Below are 20,283 nucleotides of genomic sequence, written 5' to 3' on the forward strand. Positions count from 1 at the left end.
TCCCTTTCGATAAAACAACCAGACGTCACCAAGGAAGGTAACTAATTTTGACAAGCCAAAATTTATATCGCCACAACCCTTTTATCAAGTAAAATTCAGCAAAAACTCATGTTTTTCTACAACACCAAAACCCATCGTCGAAACCTTATATATCGATTTAGTTATTAAAGACTAAAGCGGATTCTGAATTACCTGCACGAATACTGCGACTATATAAATTAAAACTTATCCATTTTGGACAACCTGTAAAGACAAAGTTAATTTCTCGGGGGTAAATCCCCCACCCCCTTTATCGTCCAAATAAGCCAAATTCGAGCTGTTAAGCTTCAATCAACTTGCTCAACAGCTCGGCAATTACTGAGGCCAGCCGCCATCCCAACTAGAGACAGCGATTAACCTTCACACAGGGTCAGGCTCTAACTTATGTTCGCGAAATGCAAACAAGCTGCATTTTAGAAACGAATTCCGATGCTGGTTAGCATGTCAATTACCTTCGCTTGGATGGTGTTTAAACCTCCAAAGTAGTTCACGGCACTGAGAATTCCACCAATTGCAAGTCCTAGTGCACCAAGACTTGCGGCAATCGCGGCAATGCCTTTGGCCTTTGACGCACTCGAACCTGGTGTATTTTCGCGCTCACCAGTGCTGTTTCCGTTATCAGTACCGCCCAAGTTCCCACCGTTCTTTGGTGGCTGGTTCTCGGCAGCGTCATCGGTATCGGTAGTGCTGGCTTTTTGCGCAACCTCAACAATCTGCTGCACAGCCTGTTCATTGATGGCTGCATCAATTTGAGCCTTATAGTCAGTACGATGCTTTTCTGTCAGACCTTTGATTCCATCGATAGTTGCATGGGCCTGTCGTTTTGCTTCTTTCAGCATCGTCTCTTCAGTTACTTTAGCCGCCTCATTTTTCTCGTGCTGCTTGAACGAGTTTAGGAAATCCTCCGACGTCCACTGTTTTTCGTTCGGGGAATATAGTGGATTCTCATCAATTCCGAAAGGACCAGACGGCTTATCATTCGCTGCTGCGTTATCAGAGGTTTCCAATGCACCGTGAACAAGGAGTTCGACCTGTTCGACGGAAGTCGCTGATGCAATGACTGCTTTGTATGCAGCTTTTTGTTCATCTGACAAATGCTGGATACCATCAATAGCCGCAGAAGCTGCCCGCTTCGTTTCCTGTAGTTCTTGCCCTGCTTCATTCTTCTCATGCTGCTTAAACGGATTCACGAAATCCTTAGCAGTCCATTCCTTCTGGTTTGGAGAGAATGCCTCATTATCCTCAAAGTTGAGTTTGCCCGACTCTTTGTTGGGATTTGGTTTCTTCGTTAGATCTTCGTTGTTTGATTCAGGACTCTTCTTAGGAGTTTGCGGCTTCAGACTTTTCTTGGGTACCAACTTTCCTATCGGGTTCGAATTCTCAGCCTCAATAGCTTGTTTGATACTTTGCAGCCGTTCGACATCAGATGCATCTTCAATGTCCTTAGTAAAAGCCTTTCGCTGCTCGGGATTTATTGCACTCGATGCAGCCAGCTTTTGCAAGGCATCTTGCCTCTCTTTCTCTGTGACGCGTGGGGGAGCTGGCTGGGGTTCAGCTTTTGGCTCTTGCACCGGTGCCCCGGTTTTACCAGAAAGAACAGCACGAACCAACGACGACTTCACCTTATCTGCGGGCTCATTAAGTTCTTTTGCAACCTTCCGCAGATCTTCCTCGCTCAGCTTGCGGATTTCATCATCAGATAGCCCGCAGTTTCGTTGTAAATGTTCTACTACTACAACCGACGGTACCCCATCGAAATCCGCCCCTTTCCTGAATTTTTGGTTACAATCCAAATGTGGCTTATAGGCCGAAGCTGGTGGCGTCTGCTCGGACTCTTCATTATCACTACCGCCACCTGGGTTCGGCATTGGAACTGGTAGTTCAGGATCTGGCATCATATCCTCTGGTGATTCGCTCGGCATCACCAGAATAGTTTTCTTTTGCTTGGGATGATCAGCTGGTACTATTCCCACCAAAATCATATCTCCAGCATTAAGTACTATGCTCTCAGGCACAGCGAGTTCAAAATTCACCCACCCCGCGTTATCCGCATTTGGACGAGAGACCAAAGTATGTTCCGTGTGTACTCTCGGTAGAAATGTCACAGAAATTTTTTGTTGATCCTGGCCAGCAGGAAGATGAACTCGCCCACTGACTTTTTTAGCTCCAGCTTTCACTTCATCAACAGTTATCGTTGCCCACTGCAAATCTTCTTCTGCACCGGTTGGGGAATCTTTTGAAGCAAGCATAGCCCTCAAAAACCCAATATTTAGTGCCGAATCGTCGTAGCCAAGCTCCCTGGCGACAGCTCGCAATTCATTATCACTCAGGTTACCAATCTCAAATCCTGTTAGCTTACAAGACCTCTGCAAATATTCAGCAACATGAGCTTCAACTGTCTCTGCGTCAAAGTCAACGCCTTTTTCGACACCATTAGAACAGTTCAGTTGCTTTTCTTGTGCATGCGAGACCGGAGAGATAGTAGGGGCAACAAGGGAAACCGACAATGCTGCAACGGCAACCGTGCGCTTATTAAGTTTCATGGGAACCTTCCAAGATAAGTACCAAAATTGAGTAAGCGGTGAAGATTGGAAAGAGCCCACACGATGAATACCTCAATCGTCGGTGAAACGCTCCCACACAGCACCGTGCGCAGGACACACTCCAACTTTCACACACGAAAACAATGTAAGCTCACGCAATCTCACTACAAAAATTAAATGACAAAAGTATTCAACGTCTCATAATTATCAATTTCTACTGTAAAGTGCATTATTTTATATAGATTTTCGCAGTAAAATCTCGCACAACTCCAAGCAAGCTACTATTATTCCCATGCCACAACAGCTAGACACTGCACCAGCAAACGTATCCCGATCTCAACCAAGCGCCAGCCACATCGCCGACCTGCTAGCCGGCCACACCGCTGACCTTACTTGGCAGCAAACCTTTTACGATGACTTGCACGCGAACCCAGAGTTATCCCACCAGGAAAAACGCACAGCCGCAGCCATCCAGGCCGCACTACAACGTTTCGACGTAGAGGTCACCACAGACATCGGCGGCCATGGCATCGTCGCTGTCATGCGCAACGAAGCAACTTCCAATACTCCAACAGCCTTGATGCGCGCCGACTTCGACGCGTTATTCGTCGATGGGAAAAATCTACATGCCTGCGGGCACGACATGCATACCACTGCCCTGCTCGGAGCACTCGCAATTCTGGATAGCCTCCGCGAGCACTGGGCAGGCACCGTCATCGCACTATTCCAACCCGCCGAAGAATCCTCCATAGGTGCCAAGCTCATGATCGAGGACGGCCTCGTCGACAAGATCCCCGCCCCAGATGTATGCCTGGGCCAGCACGTCATGCCTGGGCGCGCAGGCGAAGTGCAAACCCGGCGCGGCCCATTGATGGCGGGCTGCGATTCCATCAAGGTCACCATCTTCGGTAAATCGGCGCATGCGTCGATGCCGCATAAATCGATTGATCCGACGTATACGGCGGCGATGATCGTGACGCGCTTACAGGCAATCGTGGGCCGAGAGGTTGCACCCGATGAGTTCTTCGTGATCTCCGTGGGCACGCTGCGTTCTGGCGATACCAACAACATCATTCCGGAGAGCGCGGAGCTGGTGCTGAATACGCGGTATTACGACGAGGAATTAGCAGAGCGCGTATACGCCGCGCTCAAGCGCGTGGTCCAGGCCGAGGTACAGGCGTCTGGTTCCGCGAAAGAACCGGAGTTTCACTTCTATGCCCACGGGGAGGTAGTCGATAATAGCGAGGCCGTTTTTGATCGCGTCCGCGGGATTTTTGATGCGACCTTCGGCGAACACAGTGTTACTGCGCAGCGCTCCACTGTCTCGGAAGATTTCACCTATTTACCGAAGGCGTGGAACGTTCCGTACCTGTTCTGGTTCGTGGGTTCAACGCCACGCCAACTGTGGGATGAGGCCGCTGCGCGCGGCACCATAGACACGGATGTGCCGGTCAATCACCAGGCAAACTTCGTGCCCGAATACGAACCAACAGTGCACGCCACCACCCTTGCGGGCGCAGGTGCACTGTTGAGCTTCGTGGCGCTATAACGCTTTAACACGCTTTGGCATTGTAACGCTGTAGCGGTAAGGCGCTACAGCCTGTTAATTCTGTGGCGAGATGCGCACGTCTTCACCAATCGCGTGGACGTGGACCATGTTGGTGTTGCCTTCGACTCCCGGTGGGGTGCCTGCGACCAGCACGATCACATCATCGCGGTGATAACCGTCGACCTTCACCAGCTGGCGGTCCAGCACGTGCAGCATCTCGTCGGTAGAGGCAACCTCTGGGCACAAGAAAGTTTCCACACCCCAGGTCAGCGACAACTGGGAGCGCACATTTTCATGGGGCGTGAACACCAACAGCGGCAGCTGAGAGCGCAGACGCGACAAACGCTTGGCCGTATCACCGGAGGTAGTAAACGCCACAAGCGCCTTGGAGTTCAAACGCTCCGCAATATCGCGGGCGGAATAAGCAATCACACCACGCTTGGTGCGCGGGATATGCCCCAGATCTGGCAGTTCACCAATGGTTTCTGCTTCCAGCACAATGCGCGACATGGTGCGCACGACGTTATGCGGGTCTACCCCCACGGACGTCTCGCCGGAGAGCATCACGGCATCAGCACCATCGAGCACGGCGTTGGCCACATCCGAAGCCTCCGCGCGCGTGGGGCGGGAGTTTTCAATCATAGAATCCAACATCTGGGTAGCCACGATGACTGGCTTGGCGTTCTCGCGAGCAATCTGAATCGCCCGTTTTTGCACGAGCGGTACTTGCTCCAATGGGACTTCCACACCTAGGTCACCACGAGCAACCATCACAGCATCAAAGGCCAAAATGATCGATTCCAGGGCATCCACGGCCTCTGGCTTTTCTAGCTTGGCGATCACCGGCAGGCGGCGGCCTTCTTCATCCATGATCTCGTGGACCGAATCCACATCAGACGGCGAGCGCACGAACGACAGCGCGATGAAATCCACACCCAACCGCAGCGCGAAGCGCAGGTCTTCAATGTCTTTTTCTGACAAGGCGGGAACGGAAATGTCCATTCCGGGCAGTGACACGCCCTTGTTATTCGAGACCGGGCCGCCCTCAGTCACACGGCACACGACATCAGTGCCGTCCACCTCGACGCATTCCACAGCAACCTTGCCATCATCAATCAGCAGACGATCACCCGGGCGGGCGTCGTCGGCAAGATTTTTATAGGTCGTCGATACCCGGTCATGGGTACCTTCCACGTCATCGACGGTGATGCGCACCGTCTCACCGGTTTCCCAATAGGTCTCATTCTCGGTAAACCGGCCCAGGCGAATCTTGGGGCCTTGCAGATCAGCCAACACACCAACAGCCTTTCCGCTCTCCGCGGAGGCCTGGCGCACCCATTCATAATTGCGTTGGTGATCTTCGTGTTCACCGTGCGAAAAATTCAGGCGGGCAACGTTCATCCCGTCAGCAACCAGGCCCGAAATGGCTTCCTGGCTGGCGACGGCTGGTCCAAGTGTGCATACAATCTTTGTTCGTCTGTCCACGCCACCCAAGCTTACCCGGTTGCCGCAGCACTAGTCAGGGGTTACTAGTCAGGGGCTTCGACGCAGCCGGTGTCTCCGGGTCCACAACACCATCCTGGACTTGCCTGCGGAAACGCTTGCCCAGAACCACAAACGCGGCAATCGCCAACACGAATGCCACCACAGACACCACCGCGTTGACGCGCACCGCATCAAACAACAAGGTGGCTTCGTCGGCACGCATCAACTCGATCCAGAAACGGCCCGCCGTATAACCAGCGACATAGAGCGCAAATACCTGCCCGCCGCCTAAACGGAAGCGCTTGTGTGCCCACAACAAGAACACGAAAATCGCGAGATTCCACAGCAGCTCATAAAGGAAAGTCGGGTGCACCGTCGTGATGATTTCCCCCGTGGAGCTACCAGCAATCGGCGCATAGTCACCGTTTTCATCCACACGACGATAAATTTCTAGCGCCCACGGGACATCGGTAGGCCGTCCATAGAGCTCCTGATTGAACCAGTTGCCCAAACGCCCAATACCTTGTGCCAACACGATGGCAGGCGCAGCCGCATCGGCGAAAGCGGCCAGGCGGATGCCGCGGATTTTAAACATCACTGCCACAGCAATGGTACCCAGAGCGATCGCACCCCAGATGCCCAGCCCGCCATTGGTAATACGCAGCGCGTCGACCGGATCGCAGTCGGCACAAAAATACTTATGATGATCCGTGAGCACGTGATACGCCCGCCCGCCAATCACACCAGCGGGAATCGCGAGAATTGCTGCATCCCACACCACATTCGAATCACCACCGGCGCGAACATACCGAGCTTGGGTGATATACAGCGCGACGATGATGCCAGCGATGATGCACAAGGCATACGCACGCAGCGGGAGCGGGCCTAATTGCCACACGCCTTGCGGTGGCGAGGGAATATTAGCCAAAAAATCTGTAGCCATGCCTTAGGATTCTGCCATAACCCTAGCCACGCACAGCCGGGCAGGCTGGGTGCCGCCCCGCAGCCACCAAGCCCCGGGCAGTCGCAGCTGGATTCGGTGCTGACATTAACGCCTCACCAACCAACACGGCATCAGCACCCCAACCGGCATAACGCCACATCTCGCGGGCACCAAGCACCCCGCCCAAACCAATGCGAATCACGGACTCCGGCAGGTGCGGCACGATCGCAGCGAAACGATCCGGAGTCAACGTCCGCGATTCCAACCCACGAGCGTTAATTCCCACCACACTCACCCCCGCAGACACCGCGCGGCAGGCTTGCTCTGGGCTGCGCACCTCAGCCAACACGGTCATGCCAAGGCTTTCAATGCGATCCACGAGTGCTTCCAACCGGGCCTGCTCCAGCAGTTCCACCTGCAGCGGAACCATATCCGCACCAAAAAACCGCGCTTCGTGGATCTGATAAGGATCAACAATAATATCCCGGCACAGCATCGGCGCGGAGCTAGCAGCACGGGCCGTAGCCATATCCTCCAACGAACCTCGGAAACGCAGCCGCTCCGTTTGGCAGGCGATCACCGCCACACCCGCGGATTCAAAATCGTGCGCCAAGCTGGCGACGTCGGCAAGCGTATCCACCGCACCGAAATCGATCAGAGAATCCGTATGGCCAGCGCCTGTGGCACAAGTTCCGAAAGCATCGTCATAGCGCGCGGCAGGTTTCGCCCGTTTAATTTCGGCGATCACACTACAGCCGGGCTGGGACAGCAACGGCGCCACCGGACGCGGCGCGGGCACCGCACGCGACAGCGCCTTGATGTCCAGAAAAGGCAAGCGGGCTTCACGGGCAGCGACGTCTGCGAGGATACCTGCCACGATATCCTTCGCTGTCAGTGCCGTGGTGACCACTTGCTCACCCTTCTCTTTGTTCGTTAGGGCCTATGTTTTCTCAGTTTCTTTGAGTATTCCACATCACTATTCAGATCACCAAGGTGCACCTAATTTTTGGGGCTCTCGTTGGGGCCCGGATTGGGGCTGTCACTGGGGTCAATATCAGCATCCAGCGCATCCCACAGCACACGGCCGGAATCCGGACTTTCTGCCAAATCCCGCTCGATTTTGTCTTCACGCGCAGCCTTGCGTTCATACTTATTCGCCGCAACAAGATCAGTACCGGGCCGCATCGCCAGCAACACCGAGGCAAACAACGCGACAGCACAAGCGACCAAGCTCAGCACGGGGCCCACAATCTGCGGTTCCACCGTGACCACAGTCGCCCATTCACTGATGCCTTCCGCATTCACCGCAGTCTCATTCGTGGCAGCCGCGCGCAGCACATTACGGGCATGCTCCGGATCCGGGGTTCCGGCGAGCATGCTCAGCCCCGACCAACTTGCCCCAATCGCAGCCAGCGCAGAAATTACCCCCACCACGCGGCGGCCCAGGCGTCGCAAAGCCAACCCAGCGACACAACCAGCAAGCATGACTAGGGCCAGTGCGGTGATCTCCATGGACCACTGCCCGCCACTAATCGCAATCGAGCGGCCACCTGCCAGGTCATCGGCGGTATCAGCCACCACCCAATCCATGCGGGAAGCACCCCACACACCGGCAGCACCCAGGCCTATTAACAGCGCAGAAACGCGATGCGAAAACATCATTTTAGGCTAGCAAAACGTCGGCATCGAAACACGTGCGATCACCCGTGTGGCACGCTCCTCCGCGTTGCCGGACCCGCAGCAGCACCGTATCGCCGTCACAATCCAGCGCCACCGATTCCACGTGCTGCGTGTTACCGGAGGTCAAGCCTTTGATCCAATATTCCTGGCGCGAGCGCGAATAATACGTGCCCCGCCGCATCGCCAGCGTGTAGGCCAGCGCATGGGTATCCATCCAGGCGAGCATGAGCACTTCCCCGGTATCAGCAGCCTGCACCACGGCAGGCAGCAGTCCGTCGTCGTTGAGTTTCAGGCGCGTGCCGACGGCTGGGTCCAACTCGTAATCGGCGGGATTATCGCTCGCTCCGCCGCCGGTCTGGCGGTTGTCTGTGGTACTCATAGCCGCACCGTCAATCCTGCATCCTGCATGGTTGCTTTCACCTCGTCGATCGCTACTTCTCCAAAGTGAAAAATTGACGCTGCCAGCACCGCGTCAGCACCAGCTGCAATTGCGGGTGGAAAATGCGCAGCTGCCCCGGCCCCGCCAGAAGCAATCACCGGAAGGCTCGTGTGCTCCCGCACCGCGGTAATCAGCTCCAGATCAAAACCTGCCTTGGTGCCGTCGCCGTCCATGGAATTCAGCAAGATTTCGCCCACCCCGAGTTCTTGGGCGGTGCGTACCCACGCAATAGCATCCAGGCCTGCAGACTTCGAGCCACCATGAGTGGTGACCTCAAACCCAGACGGGGCATAATCTGCTGGGGCCAGGTGACCTGTGCCGCCTGTGTGGCCTTCTTCTCCGGTGGCAGGGTGTACCCGGCGCGCATCCACCGAGAGCACGATGCACTGCGAACCAAAGCGGCGGGACAGTTCCCGTAAAAGTTCCGGACGCGCAATCGCTGCGGTGTTAATCGAGACTTTATCCGCACCAGCGCGCAGCAATTCGTTCACATCATCCGCGCTGCGCACACCGCCGCCGACAGTAAGCGGGATAAACACCTGCTCGGCGGTAGAACGCACCACCTCCAGCATGGTGCCGCGGCCTTGCTTGGAGGCAGAAACATCCAAAAACGTCAGCTCGTCGGCGCCTTCGGCTTCATACCTGCGCGCTAGTTCCACTGGGTCGCCAGCATCGCGGAGTCCTGCGAAGTTGACTCCTTTGACTACGCGGCCGTCGTTGACATCCAAGCACGGAATCACCCGTGTTGCCAGGCTCATGACAATGCCTTTCTTATCTAATTCTCGCGCACCAAACGGTGCAGACGGTGGTGAATATCCGCGCTTCCGGCGATAATGCCATGCGACCGCGTCGTCCACGGCCTGCCTTCCAGGTCAGTGACCACCAACCCGGCCTCGGAGTTCAGCAGCGCACCAGCGGCGTTGTCCCACGGAAACGGCGAGAAATTCATGATGCCATCAAAAACACCTTCGGCGGCAAAGGCGAGATCCAACCCCACCGAACCGGTAATGCGGGTCGAAAGCCCCTGCGAGACAATATCTTCCAACATTTGTGCACGGCGATGCGCAGATACCTGATCCACCGCAGCCGAGCCCACATTCGAAGCACCGATGTGCCCGTGCGGCCGGTGACGGGCAAAATGCTCGCCATTGCGCAGCACTCCCCCGCCAGCCACAGCGCTGATGCGTTTATGCAACAGCGGCAGCGCAATCATGCCAACGACAGGACGGTAATTGGCCACCAGAGCCACATTGATCGCGCACATCGGATTACCCGCCGCGAAATTGGCGGTGCCATCAATCGGGTCAATCACCCACGCGGGTTCCTCACCAATCTCACCGCCATGTTCCTCACCGCACACCGTGGCACCGGCAATGCCGTGCAATGTTTCCCGCAAATATTCCTCAATGCTGAAATCGACGGTCGTCACCGGCGATCCACCGGATTTCCGGCGCGCAGGCGCGGTGCCGAAGCCAGCACGAAACATCTCCTCGGCTTTACCAAGGACTGTGTCCAACTGAGCCAAATACTGCAGCGACTGTTGCCTCGACAAGCCGTGCGCATGTGCCTCTCGTGCTGTGCTCTCGGATGCATCCATTACACACCGATCCTAGCCGCGTGTGGCCTTGCTTACTAGTCCATCCACCATCTCCAGCGCCTCGGACAAGCTAAAGCGGTCCTCATACAGGGCTTTGCCGATGATCACCGAATCAATTCCTTCATCGGCATGCTTGGCGACGGCGGCCACATCATCCAGACTCGAAATCCCGCCCGAGGCGGTAATTTTGGCTTCTGTAGCGGCGCTGACATCCCGCAAAAGCTCAATATTCGGCCCCAACAGCGTGCCATCTTTCGACACATCGGTCACCACAAAACGCTGGCAGCCCGCAGCATCCAACCGCTCAAGTACTTCCCAGAGATCACCACCATCGGTTTCCCAGCCACGCCCACGGGTACGCCATTCACCGTCACCGTCGCGCAACACCGCGAGGTCCACCGCCACCACGTCGGCATGCGAAGCCAGCACCTGAGCAATCCATTCTGGTTTTTCCAACGCGGCAGTACCGATATTCACCCGGCGTGCACCAGTCGCTAGCGCGCGTTCCAGGGAGGCGTCGTCGCGAATACCACCAGTCAGCTCAATGTTGACGCCGACTTCTGCGACAATCTCTGCCAACAATTCATGGTTGGAACCACGCCCAAACGCCGCATCCAAATCCACACAATGGATCCATTCCGCGCCCTGATCTTGCCACCGGCGCGCAGCAGCGATGGGATCACCGTAAGATTTCTCTGTTCCGGCAGCACCTTGATCCAAGCGCACAGCCTTGCCATCCACGACATCGACGGCAGGCAAAAGACTAAAACTCATGACAGATTCTTTCTTGTTTTTATGTCCCACACGGCTTCTTATCCCCCACACGCGGCACGCTACAGCGTGTTAATCCAGTTTCGCAGCAATTGCGAACCAGCCGCACCGGATTTTTCCGGGTGGAATTGCGTCGCCCACAGCGCACCATTGTCGACGGCAGCCACAAAACGATCACCATCATGCACCGACCAGGCTACTTTCGGCGGGGCCGCGAAATCCGTGCTGTCGAGTTCCCAAGTACGCACCCCATACGAGTGCACGAAATAGAACCGCTCGTCGTCGGCAAGCTCCGCAAACATGGGCGAGTCTGGTTGTTGCACGGTATTCCACCCCATGTGCGGCAGCACCCGCGCCTGCAAGCGCTCGACGGTACCCGGCCATTCACCGCAACCATCCGCGGCTTCGTCGTGTTCCACGCCATGCTCAAACAAAATCTGCATGCCGACGCAAATGCCCAGCACCGGGCGTTCACCAGCCAAGCGCTGGCCAATAATGCGGGGGCCGTGCACCTCACGCAACCCACTCATACAGGCCGCGAACGCACCCACACCGGGCACAAGCAGACCGTCCGCGTTCAGGCAGGTGTGCGGGTCACGAGTGATTTCTACGTCCGCACCGACGTGTTCAAGGGCACGGTAGGCACTGCGGATATTTCCGGAACCATAATCAAGCAGGGCGACAGTCGGGCTCATGCCTGACAGTCTAGGCTATGGCTTCTTACCAAACCGCAAACGGGAAGCACTACGGCGCGAGACCCGCCACGCCCGGCCCGCGGTGCGCGCACCCGGCACCTGGCGCAGACGGCCACGGATATGGTGATAATCGGTGGTGCGATGCTTCCCGATATACGCATCCATGCAGGTCAAGATAATCAACATGAAGACAATCCCGGCGGCCGCAAGGTAGGTTCCCCCGTAACCATATCCGGCGACCAAAGCACCCAAGGCTAGCGAACCCAGACCGGTGCCTGCATCATAAAAAATATTCCAGACCGCCGAGGCCTCAGAGAATTTGTGCCGAGGCAGCCGGTCAAACATCGACAACAAGGCTTCGTTTTGCATGCCACCGAAAGCAGCACCAAACAACAGCGCTGATAGAACCAACCACCAGATGGACCAACCGGCAAAAGTGGCGGTAGCCATCAACAGCATGCTGAACAACCCCAGGAACTGCATGGGGATCATCAACATGCCCGGTTTGCCCGTGCGGTCTGCCACGGTGCCGGAGACCAGGCGGAAGATAAATGTCATCGCGCCAATAAGCGAGAGCATGAAACCAGCCAACACGGCACCGGTTTCTGGGTCGGCCTCACGCACCGAGGCCGGCAAGAAGGCTGAAACCACACCGTAGCTCATAGAAATACTGGTCATCGCCAGCGCAGGCACGAGGACCAATTTCCACATCGAAACCTGGACGACACCGGAACTTTCCTCATCCGCGGTGGCTGGGAAAAGCTTCGGTAAGCGGATAATCATCGCTACCGCAATCAGCGCCGTCGTGGCTGCCAGGTAGAACACGGTGTGATAACCCCAGGCATCCCCCATCATCAGGCCGAGGGGCATAAACACCATCTGTGCACCGCCAACGAAAACGCCCAGGATGCCAGTGGCTTTGCCCAACAGGCGGATAGGGACGAGCTCTGCAATCAACGCGGACTGTGCCACCGTAAGTGCACCGAACCCAGTACCGCGCAACGCGGAAAACAGCAGCACAACCCAGGGTTCCATGCCTAGCAGATGGCCTAGTGCCGGAACGCCGAGCATGAAGGCAGACGCCATCATCACGGGGTTATAGCCAAATTTGCGCACCAACTGCGGGGTAAAAATCTGGATGGCCACCGTCGCGGCCATAAAAGAACCGGTGGCACCACCGGCCAAGGTGGCAGAACCACCAGAATCGAGCACCGCCAACGGCAGCACAGGAAGTAACAAGGAAAAAGCTCCGAAGGCGGCGGCGATGGCCACCATCGTGGAGGTAAAACCGGGTACTTTCCAAATGGAAGCCGCCGGCGACTGCACTACCCGTGCGGGTTGTACGTCGGCAGACTGTTCTGGAGACTGTTCCGCAGACTGGTTGTTGTTTTCACCACCATGCTGTTGACTCATTGCCGCCATCGCCTCCTCACTGATACTTCCGTGCGTGCTTAAAATTACACGAACGCCAGGCTTAGTAAAGCCATCGGGCGGGCGGACTACCTAGTCAACACTGCTACGGCATCTGCATCGTCATCATCCACACAGCCAACACCGCAACCAGCACGGCGGCTACCGCAGCGATGATCGTCCATACCTTCGAGCCCGCGCGATACGCACTGACCGCACCGCCAGCAAGCATTCCCGCGACCAAAAACGTGACCAGTACCGAAAGATTCGCCATTACAGCGCACCCTTCGTCGACGGAATATGACCCGCCTGTTTCGGATCAACGAGCACCGCAGTGCGCAAAGCCCTAGCAACCGCCTTGAATTCCGCTTCGGTGATGTGGTGCGGGTCACGGCCATAGTGGCAGCGCACGTGCAGGGTCAACCCCGCGTGCTTGGCGAAGGTATCAAAGAAATGCTCATTCATCACCGTCGCATAGTGCCCGCCGATGATCTGGTGCACCATGTGCTCTGGCTCGCCGGTAAAGACGCAGTAGGGGCGACCGGAAATATCCACCACGGCCTCAACCAACGCTTCATCCATGGGTAACTGCTGCTGCCCAAACCGGGTAATTCCAGCCTTGTTCCCCAATGCTTTCGCGAAAGCCTCGCCTAACACGATCGCGGTATCTTCCACGGTGTGGTGAGCATCAACCTCGATATCCCCACGCGCTGCGACCTGCAGCCCAAAACCACCGTGCACAGCAAACGCGGTAAGCATGTGATCAAAAAACGGCAACCCGGTCGAAATATCGGCCGCGGCTGGGCCGTCCAGGTTGATCTCTACCGAAATATCGGATTCGCTCGTTCTCCGCTGGTGGCTCCCACTACGCACGCTCATCGCTGCACCTCCCGTGCTGCCTGCACAAAGGCCTCATTTTCTTCTGGTGTACCAATTGTCGCCCGCAGATACCCGGAAACGCCCACGTCGCGGATGAGCACCCCACGATCCAAAAACTGCTGCCAGATATCGTGCTGATCAGCAAAATCGCCAAAAAACACGAAATTCGATTCGCTCGGCATTACTGTGTAACCCAGTTTTTCCAGCCCGGCGACCACTTGGTGGCGGCCTGCAATCAGCTTGTCGACGTCGGCCAGCGTCTCATCAGCATGGCGTAGCGCCGCACGTGCGGCCGCTTGTGTCAACACCGACAGGTGATAGGGCAAGCGCACCAACTGCACGGCCTCCACGAAGGCGGGATCAGCGACGAAATAGCCCAGCCGCACCCCGGCAAAATCGAAAGCCTTCGACATCGTGCGCGAAACCACCAGCGTGGCAGGGTATTTAGCAATCAGCGTGGTCGCCGACGGGCTTCCGGAAAACTCCGCATAGGCCTCATCGACAATCACGATGCCGTCGAGCCCATGCATCGCGTGGCACATCTGCTCGATCTCGTTCAATCCGGTCGGCGTGCCAGTCGGATTATTCGGCGTCGTAATAAACAGCACCGACGGCTGATGTTCAGCGATGGCAGCCAACGCGGCGTCGATGTCGACGGTAAAATCTGCACGACGCGGGACGTTGAGAAATTCTGTATGCGTACCGGCCGCCAATATCGGATGCATGGAATACGACGGCTGGAAGCCCAACACGCTGCGACCCGGACCACCAAATGCCTGCAACAGTTGCTGCAGGATCTCATTGGAGCCATTGGCTGCCCAGACATTCTCGCCGGTGACCTCTACCCCAGTGCGCCGGGTGACGTAATCCGCCAAATCCGCGCGCAGCTGCACAGCATCACGGTCCGGGTATCGGTTCAACCTGGTAGACAGCCGCTGGATTTCCGCCAACAGCGATTCCACCAGCGCCGGTGATGGCGGGTACGGGTTTTCATTGGTGTTTAACGCAACCGGAACGTCCAGCTGTGGTGCGCCATAGGCACGCTGGCCGCGGAGTTCTTCGCGCAGCGGCAAATGCGAAATATCGACCATCGCTTAACCCTCCGAAGCCTCTGCACTGCTGGTATCCGTGTTTTCTGGATTCTCAGCAAACCGCGCCCGGATCGCCTCACCGTGCGCGGGCAACTGCTCCGCCTGCGAAAACGCAATGACGTGTTCCGCGACCGCGCGCAAACCTTCCTGGTCATAATCAATCAGGTTGACTGGGCGTAAGAACGTGTGCGTCGACAAGCCAGACGAAAACCGTGCCGTGCCCCCAGTGGGCAGCACGTGGTTGGAACCGGCAACATAATCACCCAACGGCACGGGAGAGTACTGCCCGACGAAAATGGCACCGGCATGGCGCACGCGTTCAGCCACCTCGCGCGCATTGTCCGTGTGTACTTCCAGGTGCTCTGCCGCATAAGCATCGGCCACGCGAATGGCTTGCTCGATGTCATCGACCAGCACAATGCCGGATTGCTGCCCGCGCAGAGCTTGTTCGACGCGCGTGCGGTTGGCGGTGACACCATAGCGCTGCGTGATCTCATCGTTGACGCGTTGCGCGAATTCTTCGTCGGTGGTAATCAGCACGCTAGCGGCCATCTCATCGTGTTCGGCCTGCGAAATCAGGTCATAAGCCACCCACGTGGGGTTCGCGGTGTGATCAGCAATAATGGCAATCTCGGTTGGGCCTGCTTCCGAATCGATCCCGACCACGCCCTGCACCAGGCGCTTGGCGGCAGCGACATAAATATTGCCCGGGCCGGTGATCATGTCGACCGGCTCACACGCAGCGCCAGCAGCATCGTCACTAACAGCGCCAGCAGCACCTGCGATATCCGCATCATCAGCAGCATCAGAGCCGTACGCGAGCAGCGCAACAGCCTGCGCGCCGCCAACTGCCCAGACTTCATCTACCCCGAGCAACTGGCAGACAGCCAAAATAGTCGGGTGCGGCCAACCGCCACAATCTTCCTGCGGTGGGCTTGCCACCACCAGTGATTGCGCACCGGCTTCTTGCGCCGGCACCGCATTCATAATCACCGATGACGGATACACCGCCTGGCCACCCGGAACATACAATCCCACGCGTTCAACGGGGCGGAAAACCTCGGTCACCCGCGCGCCGTCGGCAAGCGTGGTGGTATGGCTGGACGGTTTTTGTTCCCGGTGCACCCGGCGTGTGCGCGCGATCGCCTCGTCAATCGCGGCGCGCACATCCGGGTCCAGCCCACCGACAGCGCGGTCCATGATCTCCGCGGGCACACGCACCGAACGCGGACGCACACGATCAAAACGCTCACCAAATTCCAAGGCAGCGTTGGCCCCACCCGTCTTCACCGCATCAATAATCGGCGCAACCGTCGGCAAGACCGACGTGATATCCGTACCGCCGCGCGGCAGACTGCGCCGCAACTGGCTGGTGGTGGGCACCTGGCCTCGCAGGTCGATCGTGCTTAACACCGTGGTGGCTCCTTAATGCTGGCTAGGCGTCTTGTGGGTTTTGTCAACCTTATGGGTCTTTTGGATCTGCTGAGCCTTCTGACCGTTATCATCTGTAGGTTCTGTAGGTTCTGTGGGTCCTGTTGTTTCTGTCGCAGGGCTAAGAACCTGTAACGACCAATACACCAGCATAGCCACGAACGGAGCCACCAGGTAACCCGAAATACCAGGTTTGGCCGCGGCCACCGTGGTGATAGTCGTCCCCGGAGCCAGCTGATCAGCCGAACCAATACCGTGCACACTCATGCCCACGACATCGCCAACCGCCAAAAACGACACCGCTCCGGCCAGGGCGACCACCCCGACCCACAACAGATCCACGAATTTTCGTGACCCTTGCGTGAGATAGGCAAAAATCGCCAACGCCACAGACAGCACGATGGCGGCAATCACGAAAGAAGCAAAAGCGATGAAGTGGCTGGAATCCGAATAATCCGGAATCAGCCGCTCAGCACTGACCACTTCCGCCGAAAACGTTGGGCGCACAAGCCCCCACAGCGCACCTCCGAGGGAATAGGCAATCAGCCCCAGCCCGATCAGGCCAGCCCGATCACCGAGCCATCGCGGAATCTTCTGCTGCATAAATTACTTACAGAACTTCCACTGTCCGCCTTCGTGCTGAAAGCGATACAGAGCGGTATCAGGGCCCTGCTGGTTGCGAATAGTCACCGATGCGGAGGCACGGTCGCCATTGCGCTGGACGTCAGTAACCGATTCGATATGCGCGTTGACTGGGGCAATCTGGAAGAGGTTGTCCATTGCCGCACGAGTTGCCGGATCTACGTTTTCTTCCTTGAAAGCATCGGCTCCGCCATCAATCTCATTCAAAACGGCACTGCAGCTGTTTTTCGGCATATAGGTGAAAAAGTCCATCGGATTGGTCTGCTCGAATTGCCCGTCGAGCAAACGGCGAATCTCGGCAACCGTCTGCTCGTCGGCAGGCTGACCACCCTCCACCGGTGCGACGTTCATGCCTTGGGGGTTCCCGCCTGCAAAGGGGTTCACCGGCTCGCCGTTGTGTCCACCGTGATCACGGGTGCCACCGTTTGCTGCCTGATCCTGTGGCTTTGGCTGATTTTCGGCAGGCTGATCTTTGCCCTTATCCTTTTCCTCTTTGTCTTTTTCGTCTTTGTGCTCTGGGTCCTCTGTGGGGGTTTCAGTAGCGGTCTCAGAGGTGCTGGTAACCGTCGAAGTATTTTTCGCAGCGGTCTCCTCATCGGCCGACGAGCACCCCGCCACAATCAGTAGGGCCAGCGCAGCGACAGCCACAATGGCTTTTTTGGGCGTCAGGGACAGAGACATGAATGCTCCTTGCATACTCGGGAATAACACGCCATTCGGCAAAAATTGGATTCTCAGGTGTAACGTCACGTAATGCTAACAGCCTGAGCGTACGGTAAACATGAGAACTCCCTCGAAATATGCTGTGAGCGACACATACTGCGCGCGTTGAGCTTTTCTCGCATACATTCCAGCCAGCGCACACCTGCGCACATAAGCGTTTTCTACAGCATGAGCCCGCGAAAGTTTGCTCGGGTTATTTACCGTAAACTATGCAGTTGTGCAGCTATACCGCGAAACCATCATCGACCAGGCCCTAGAGCTTCTCGACGCCTATGGGCTGGCTGATATGACAATGCGGCGGGTAGCAAGCTCCCTAGGGGTTGCCGCGGGGGCTCTATATTGGCATATCGCAAACAAACAAGAATTAATTACAGCAGTAGCCCACAAAATCGTCACACCCGTCTTTGCACTTGCCGACGGGCTTGCTATCACCGCAGAATCTGAGCCTGCTCAACAACCGCCCAGCCCGCAAGAATTCTGCACCACCTTGCACGCCACGCTGTTAGCCCACCGCGACGGTGCCGAACTCGTACATGCGGCAGCTGCTCAACCCAACTCGCCGTTGTGGTCGCAATTGCACGATAGCTTGTCTGCCACGATCACCCACGAACTAAACCTGGCAGGACTCGCCCCGGGAAAAGCCCACACCACCGCGGATATTGCTGCTACTACTTCTTCTGCATTGCACTTGGTGTTTGGCGCGAGCATCATGGAGCAATCAGCACAGCAATTTCTGGAAGCCACCCAACCGGCCACTAAGCCCACACGCCCCGGGACCGCACGAAGCACAAACCTCCCCGGCACCGACGACGTCGAACGCGGCATTACTGTGTTATTAGCTGGGATGCACGCCCGGTTACATGATCAGGAAGGAACTTAAGTCGTGACTCAAGCCCATAACGCCACGCTGACGGTATCGAATGAGGAAATCACGGTGATGCGCAGCGAATTGTCCGCGGCTTTGTACCGCGGTTCGCAGTCACGCACAGTATCTACCATCGCGATTTCCGAGATCACCAGCCTGTCTGCAACCGAACCCACCGCTCTCAATTGTGGCAGTGTTCGACTGGGTGGCACCGGCGAAGAGATTATCTTTTCCCCTGGTGACAACGGCCGCAAAGCATTGCAGTCATTCATCGCCGATGTCCGCGACGCACAACAAGGCAATGCCCCGGCGGAAGGCGCAGTAGCGGGCTTGAATTTCGTGGCCTTCGCGGTTTCTACGGGTAATGGCGCCGCTGGTGCTGGCAACAACGCTGCTGGGACTGGCACCGCACCGCTGGTCCACACCATCGAATACACCGATGGCCAAGCTGGCGAGGCGAAGTCTTTCAGCGCCGCGGAATTCGCCGAGTATCTAGACTCCACAAATTCGCTTGCCGACGGCTCCAGCCCGCTCATCGCACACAATGGGTTCGCGCACGCTGCATTGTTACACCGAGCACTCATGGACGCCGGTAGCAGTGCCCCGGAATTCACCTACGGCTGCACGCTCGCACTCGCCCGCGAGGCCAGCACACGGGCAGTCATTGCTGTTCGCAACCACGATCTGGCCACCGTAGCCCAGGCACTCGGAGTCGCTGACAGCGCAGATGATGCAGGCTCATCCGGAGCCCAGTCCAAGGCTCACTCTCAGTCCACGACCCAAGACACGGATCCGGCCACAGCAGCACGGCTGACTGGCGAAGTATTGGTGCAACTGGCCCTGCGCGAACACCATCGTGGCAGCGTTTCCGAGTTGTTTGCCGGCATAAATTTCGCACTGGGCCACATTTCCAACGGCACGCACCGCCCGGTGTTGCGTACCGATCTCAGCGAACTCGCCGGCGGTGGCGCCGAAAAAACCGCACGCACAGATATTCTCGCAAGTAGCGAAAACAAGGACCAGGCGTCGTCGACAAGCAAAAAATCGGGAAAGAAAGCTGGCAACTCCGGCGGGGGCCAACCCGCCCCATGGCAGGCCGTAGCCACCCCAGACACAGTGCCGGAAGCCAACGACGAAGCAGATTCCGACCACCCACTATTTGGCCAGCATGTCACGCTCACCGGCGAGTTCGAGCCCTTTGATAAAGGCCGGTTGTGGTCCGATATCGCAGAACGCGGCGGCCAGGTAGGCAAAAACGTCACCAAGAAAACCACCGTGCTGGTAGTCGGTGAATGGGCGAAAAAGACCTCCAAGGAAAAACGCGCCGAAGAACTCAACGAAAAAGGCCAAGATATTGCCATCTGGCCGGCCTCGAAATTGTTGCACGTGTTGGGGCTGGACGAGCAGCCGCCGTTCTAGGGCTTACGCAGTGAGTTCTAGGGCTGGCGCGATAAACTCCCGAGGTGCAATACCGCCCCCGGCAAGGTGGGGCTAAGTATAA

20 protein-coding genes are annotated in these 20,283 nt (G+C 56.9%); 3 read left to right on the plus strand and 17 right to left on the minus strand.

The genetic code is table 11. The features are described from left to right. Positions 1-452: 452 nt before the first annotated feature. Entirely contained in the window at positions 453-2,582 is a 2,130-nt protein-coding gene (locus ACP8MI_RS06800) for a GA module-containing protein (protein ID WP_126843693.1), read from the minus strand. Between the two features lie 292 nt (positions 2,583-2,874). Here ACP8MI_RS06800 and ACP8MI_RS06805 point away from each other — a divergent pair, with 292 nt between their 5' ends. Then, positions 2,875-4,131: an amidohydrolase gene (locus tag ACP8MI_RS06805; protein WP_126843692.1), complete on the plus strand. Its 1,257-nt coding sequence runs from the start codon at positions 2,875-2,877 to the stop codon at positions 4,129-4,131. Positions 4,132-4,185: 54 nt separating this feature from the next. Here ACP8MI_RS06805 and pyk read toward each other — a convergent pair whose 3' ends face one another. The 16 genes from pyk to ACP8MI_RS06885 form a co-directional block, all read right to left on the minus strand. After that, positions 4,186-5,616: a pyruvate kinase gene (gene pyk / locus ACP8MI_RS06810; RefSeq protein WP_490290627.1), complete on the minus strand. Its 1,431-nt coding sequence runs from the start codon at positions 5,614-5,616 to the stop codon at positions 4,186-4,188. 34 nt (positions 5,617-5,650) lie between these two features. Continuing rightward, positions 5,651-6,559: a prolipoprotein diacylglyceryl transferase gene (lgt, locus tag ACP8MI_RS06815; protein WP_302524595.1), complete on the minus strand. Its 909-nt coding sequence runs from the start codon at positions 6,557-6,559 to the stop codon at positions 5,651-5,653. A 22-nt stretch (positions 6,560-6,581) separates the two neighbouring features. Beyond that, the gene (locus ACP8MI_RS06820) at positions 6,582-7,469 is read right to left on the minus strand and encodes an indole-3-glycerol phosphate synthase TrpC (RefSeq protein WP_144736220.1); all 888 of its coding nucleotides are present in this window, start codon (positions 7,467-7,469) and stop codon (positions 6,582-6,584) included. An 89-nt stretch (positions 7,470-7,558) separates the two neighbouring features. Then, positions 7,559-8,218, minus strand: a complete 660-nt coding sequence (locus ACP8MI_RS06825) for a TIGR02234 family membrane protein (protein ID WP_490290628.1) — start codon at positions 8,216-8,218, stop codon at positions 7,559-7,561. Between the two features lie 4 nt (positions 8,219-8,222). Beyond that, positions 8,223-8,618, minus strand: coding sequence for a phosphoribosyl-AMP cyclohydrolase (gene hisI, locus ACP8MI_RS06830; RefSeq protein WP_284606980.1), 396 nt, complete (start codon positions 8,616-8,618; stop codon positions 8,223-8,225). Next, positions 8,615-9,436, minus strand: a complete 822-nt coding sequence (hisF, locus tag ACP8MI_RS06835; RefSeq protein WP_144736213.1) for an imidazole glycerol phosphate synthase subunit HisF — start codon at positions 9,434-9,436, stop codon at positions 8,615-8,617. Before hisF ends, hisI begins: the two co-directional genes overlap by 4 nt. Positions 9,437-9,453: 17 nt before the next feature. Further along, positions 9,454-10,275 (minus strand): inositol monophosphatase family protein, encoded by an 822-nt coding sequence (locus tag ACP8MI_RS06840; RefSeq protein ID WP_284571783.1) that lies wholly within the window; start codon positions 10,273-10,275, stop codon positions 9,454-9,456. A 12-nt stretch (positions 10,276-10,287) separates the two neighbouring features. Further along, positions 10,288-11,049, minus strand: a complete 762-nt coding sequence (gene priA, locus ACP8MI_RS06845) for a bifunctional 1-(5-phosphoribosyl)-5-((5-phosphoribosylamino)methylideneamino)imidazole-4-carboxamide isomerase/phosphoribosylanthranilate isomerase PriA (protein ID WP_284606982.1) — start codon at positions 11,047-11,049, stop codon at positions 10,288-10,290. Between the two features lie 59 nt (positions 11,050-11,108). Then, positions 11,109-11,741: an imidazole glycerol phosphate synthase subunit HisH gene (hisH, locus tag ACP8MI_RS06850; RefSeq protein ID WP_284606984.1), complete on the minus strand. Its 633-nt coding sequence runs from the start codon at positions 11,739-11,741 to the stop codon at positions 11,109-11,111. A gap of 15 nt (positions 11,742-11,756) precedes the next feature. Beyond that, positions 11,757-13,154: an MFS transporter gene (locus ACP8MI_RS06855; protein WP_174232063.1), complete on the minus strand. Its 1,398-nt coding sequence runs from the start codon at positions 13,152-13,154 to the stop codon at positions 11,757-11,759. A 103-nt stretch (positions 13,155-13,257) separates the two neighbouring features. Next, positions 13,258-13,425, minus strand: a complete 168-nt coding sequence (locus ACP8MI_RS06860) for a hypothetical protein (protein ID WP_018119826.1) — start codon at positions 13,423-13,425, stop codon at positions 13,258-13,260. After that, a complete protein-coding gene (gene hisB / locus ACP8MI_RS06865; protein ID WP_259816206.1) occupies positions 13,425-14,030 on the minus strand; it encodes an imidazoleglycerol-phosphate dehydratase HisB in 606 nt (201 codons plus the stop codon). The genes ACP8MI_RS06860 and hisB overlap by 1 nt, the downstream gene beginning before the upstream one ends. Beyond that, positions 14,027-15,121 (minus strand): histidinol-phosphate transaminase, encoded by a 1,095-nt coding sequence (locus ACP8MI_RS06870; protein WP_284606987.1) that lies wholly within the window; start codon positions 15,119-15,121, stop codon positions 14,027-14,029. Before ACP8MI_RS06870 ends, hisB begins: the two co-directional genes overlap by 4 nt. A gap of 3 nt (positions 15,122-15,124) precedes the next feature. Then, on the minus strand, positions 15,125-16,534 hold the full coding sequence (gene hisD, locus ACP8MI_RS06875; RefSeq protein ID WP_284606989.1) for a histidinol dehydrogenase: 1,410 nt from the start codon (positions 16,532-16,534) through the stop codon (positions 15,125-15,127). Positions 16,535-16,546: 12 nt separating this feature from the next. Next, positions 16,547-17,155 carry a hypothetical protein gene (locus ACP8MI_RS06880; RefSeq protein WP_049149078.1) on the minus strand — a complete coding sequence of 203 codons (609 nt, stop codon included), beginning with the start codon at positions 17,153-17,155 and terminating at the stop codon, positions 16,547-16,549. 3 nt (positions 17,156-17,158) lie between these two features. Continuing rightward, complete coding sequence (locus tag ACP8MI_RS06885; protein WP_284606991.1) at positions 17,159-17,875, minus strand: hypothetical protein; 717 nt, start codon at positions 17,873-17,875, stop codon at positions 17,159-17,161. 259 nt (positions 17,876-18,134) lie between these two features. On the opposite strand from ACP8MI_RS06885, the gene ACP8MI_RS06890 reads away from it, so the two are divergent. Together ACP8MI_RS06890 and ACP8MI_RS06895 are read left to right on the plus strand one after the other, a co-directional pair. Beyond that, the gene (locus ACP8MI_RS06890) at positions 18,135-18,797 is read left to right on the plus strand and encodes a TetR/AcrR family transcriptional regulator (RefSeq protein WP_284606993.1); all 663 of its coding nucleotides are present in this window, start codon (positions 18,135-18,137) and stop codon (positions 18,795-18,797) included. Between the two features lie 3 nt (positions 18,798-18,800). Continuing rightward, positions 18,801-20,201: a hypothetical protein gene (locus ACP8MI_RS06895; RefSeq protein WP_049149083.1), complete on the plus strand. Its 1,401-nt coding sequence runs from the start codon at positions 18,801-18,803 to the stop codon at positions 20,199-20,201. The last annotated feature ends 82 nt before the right edge of the window (positions 20,202-20,283 follow it).

It is taken from the genome of Corynebacterium sp. LaCa_70, from assembly GCF_058182015.1.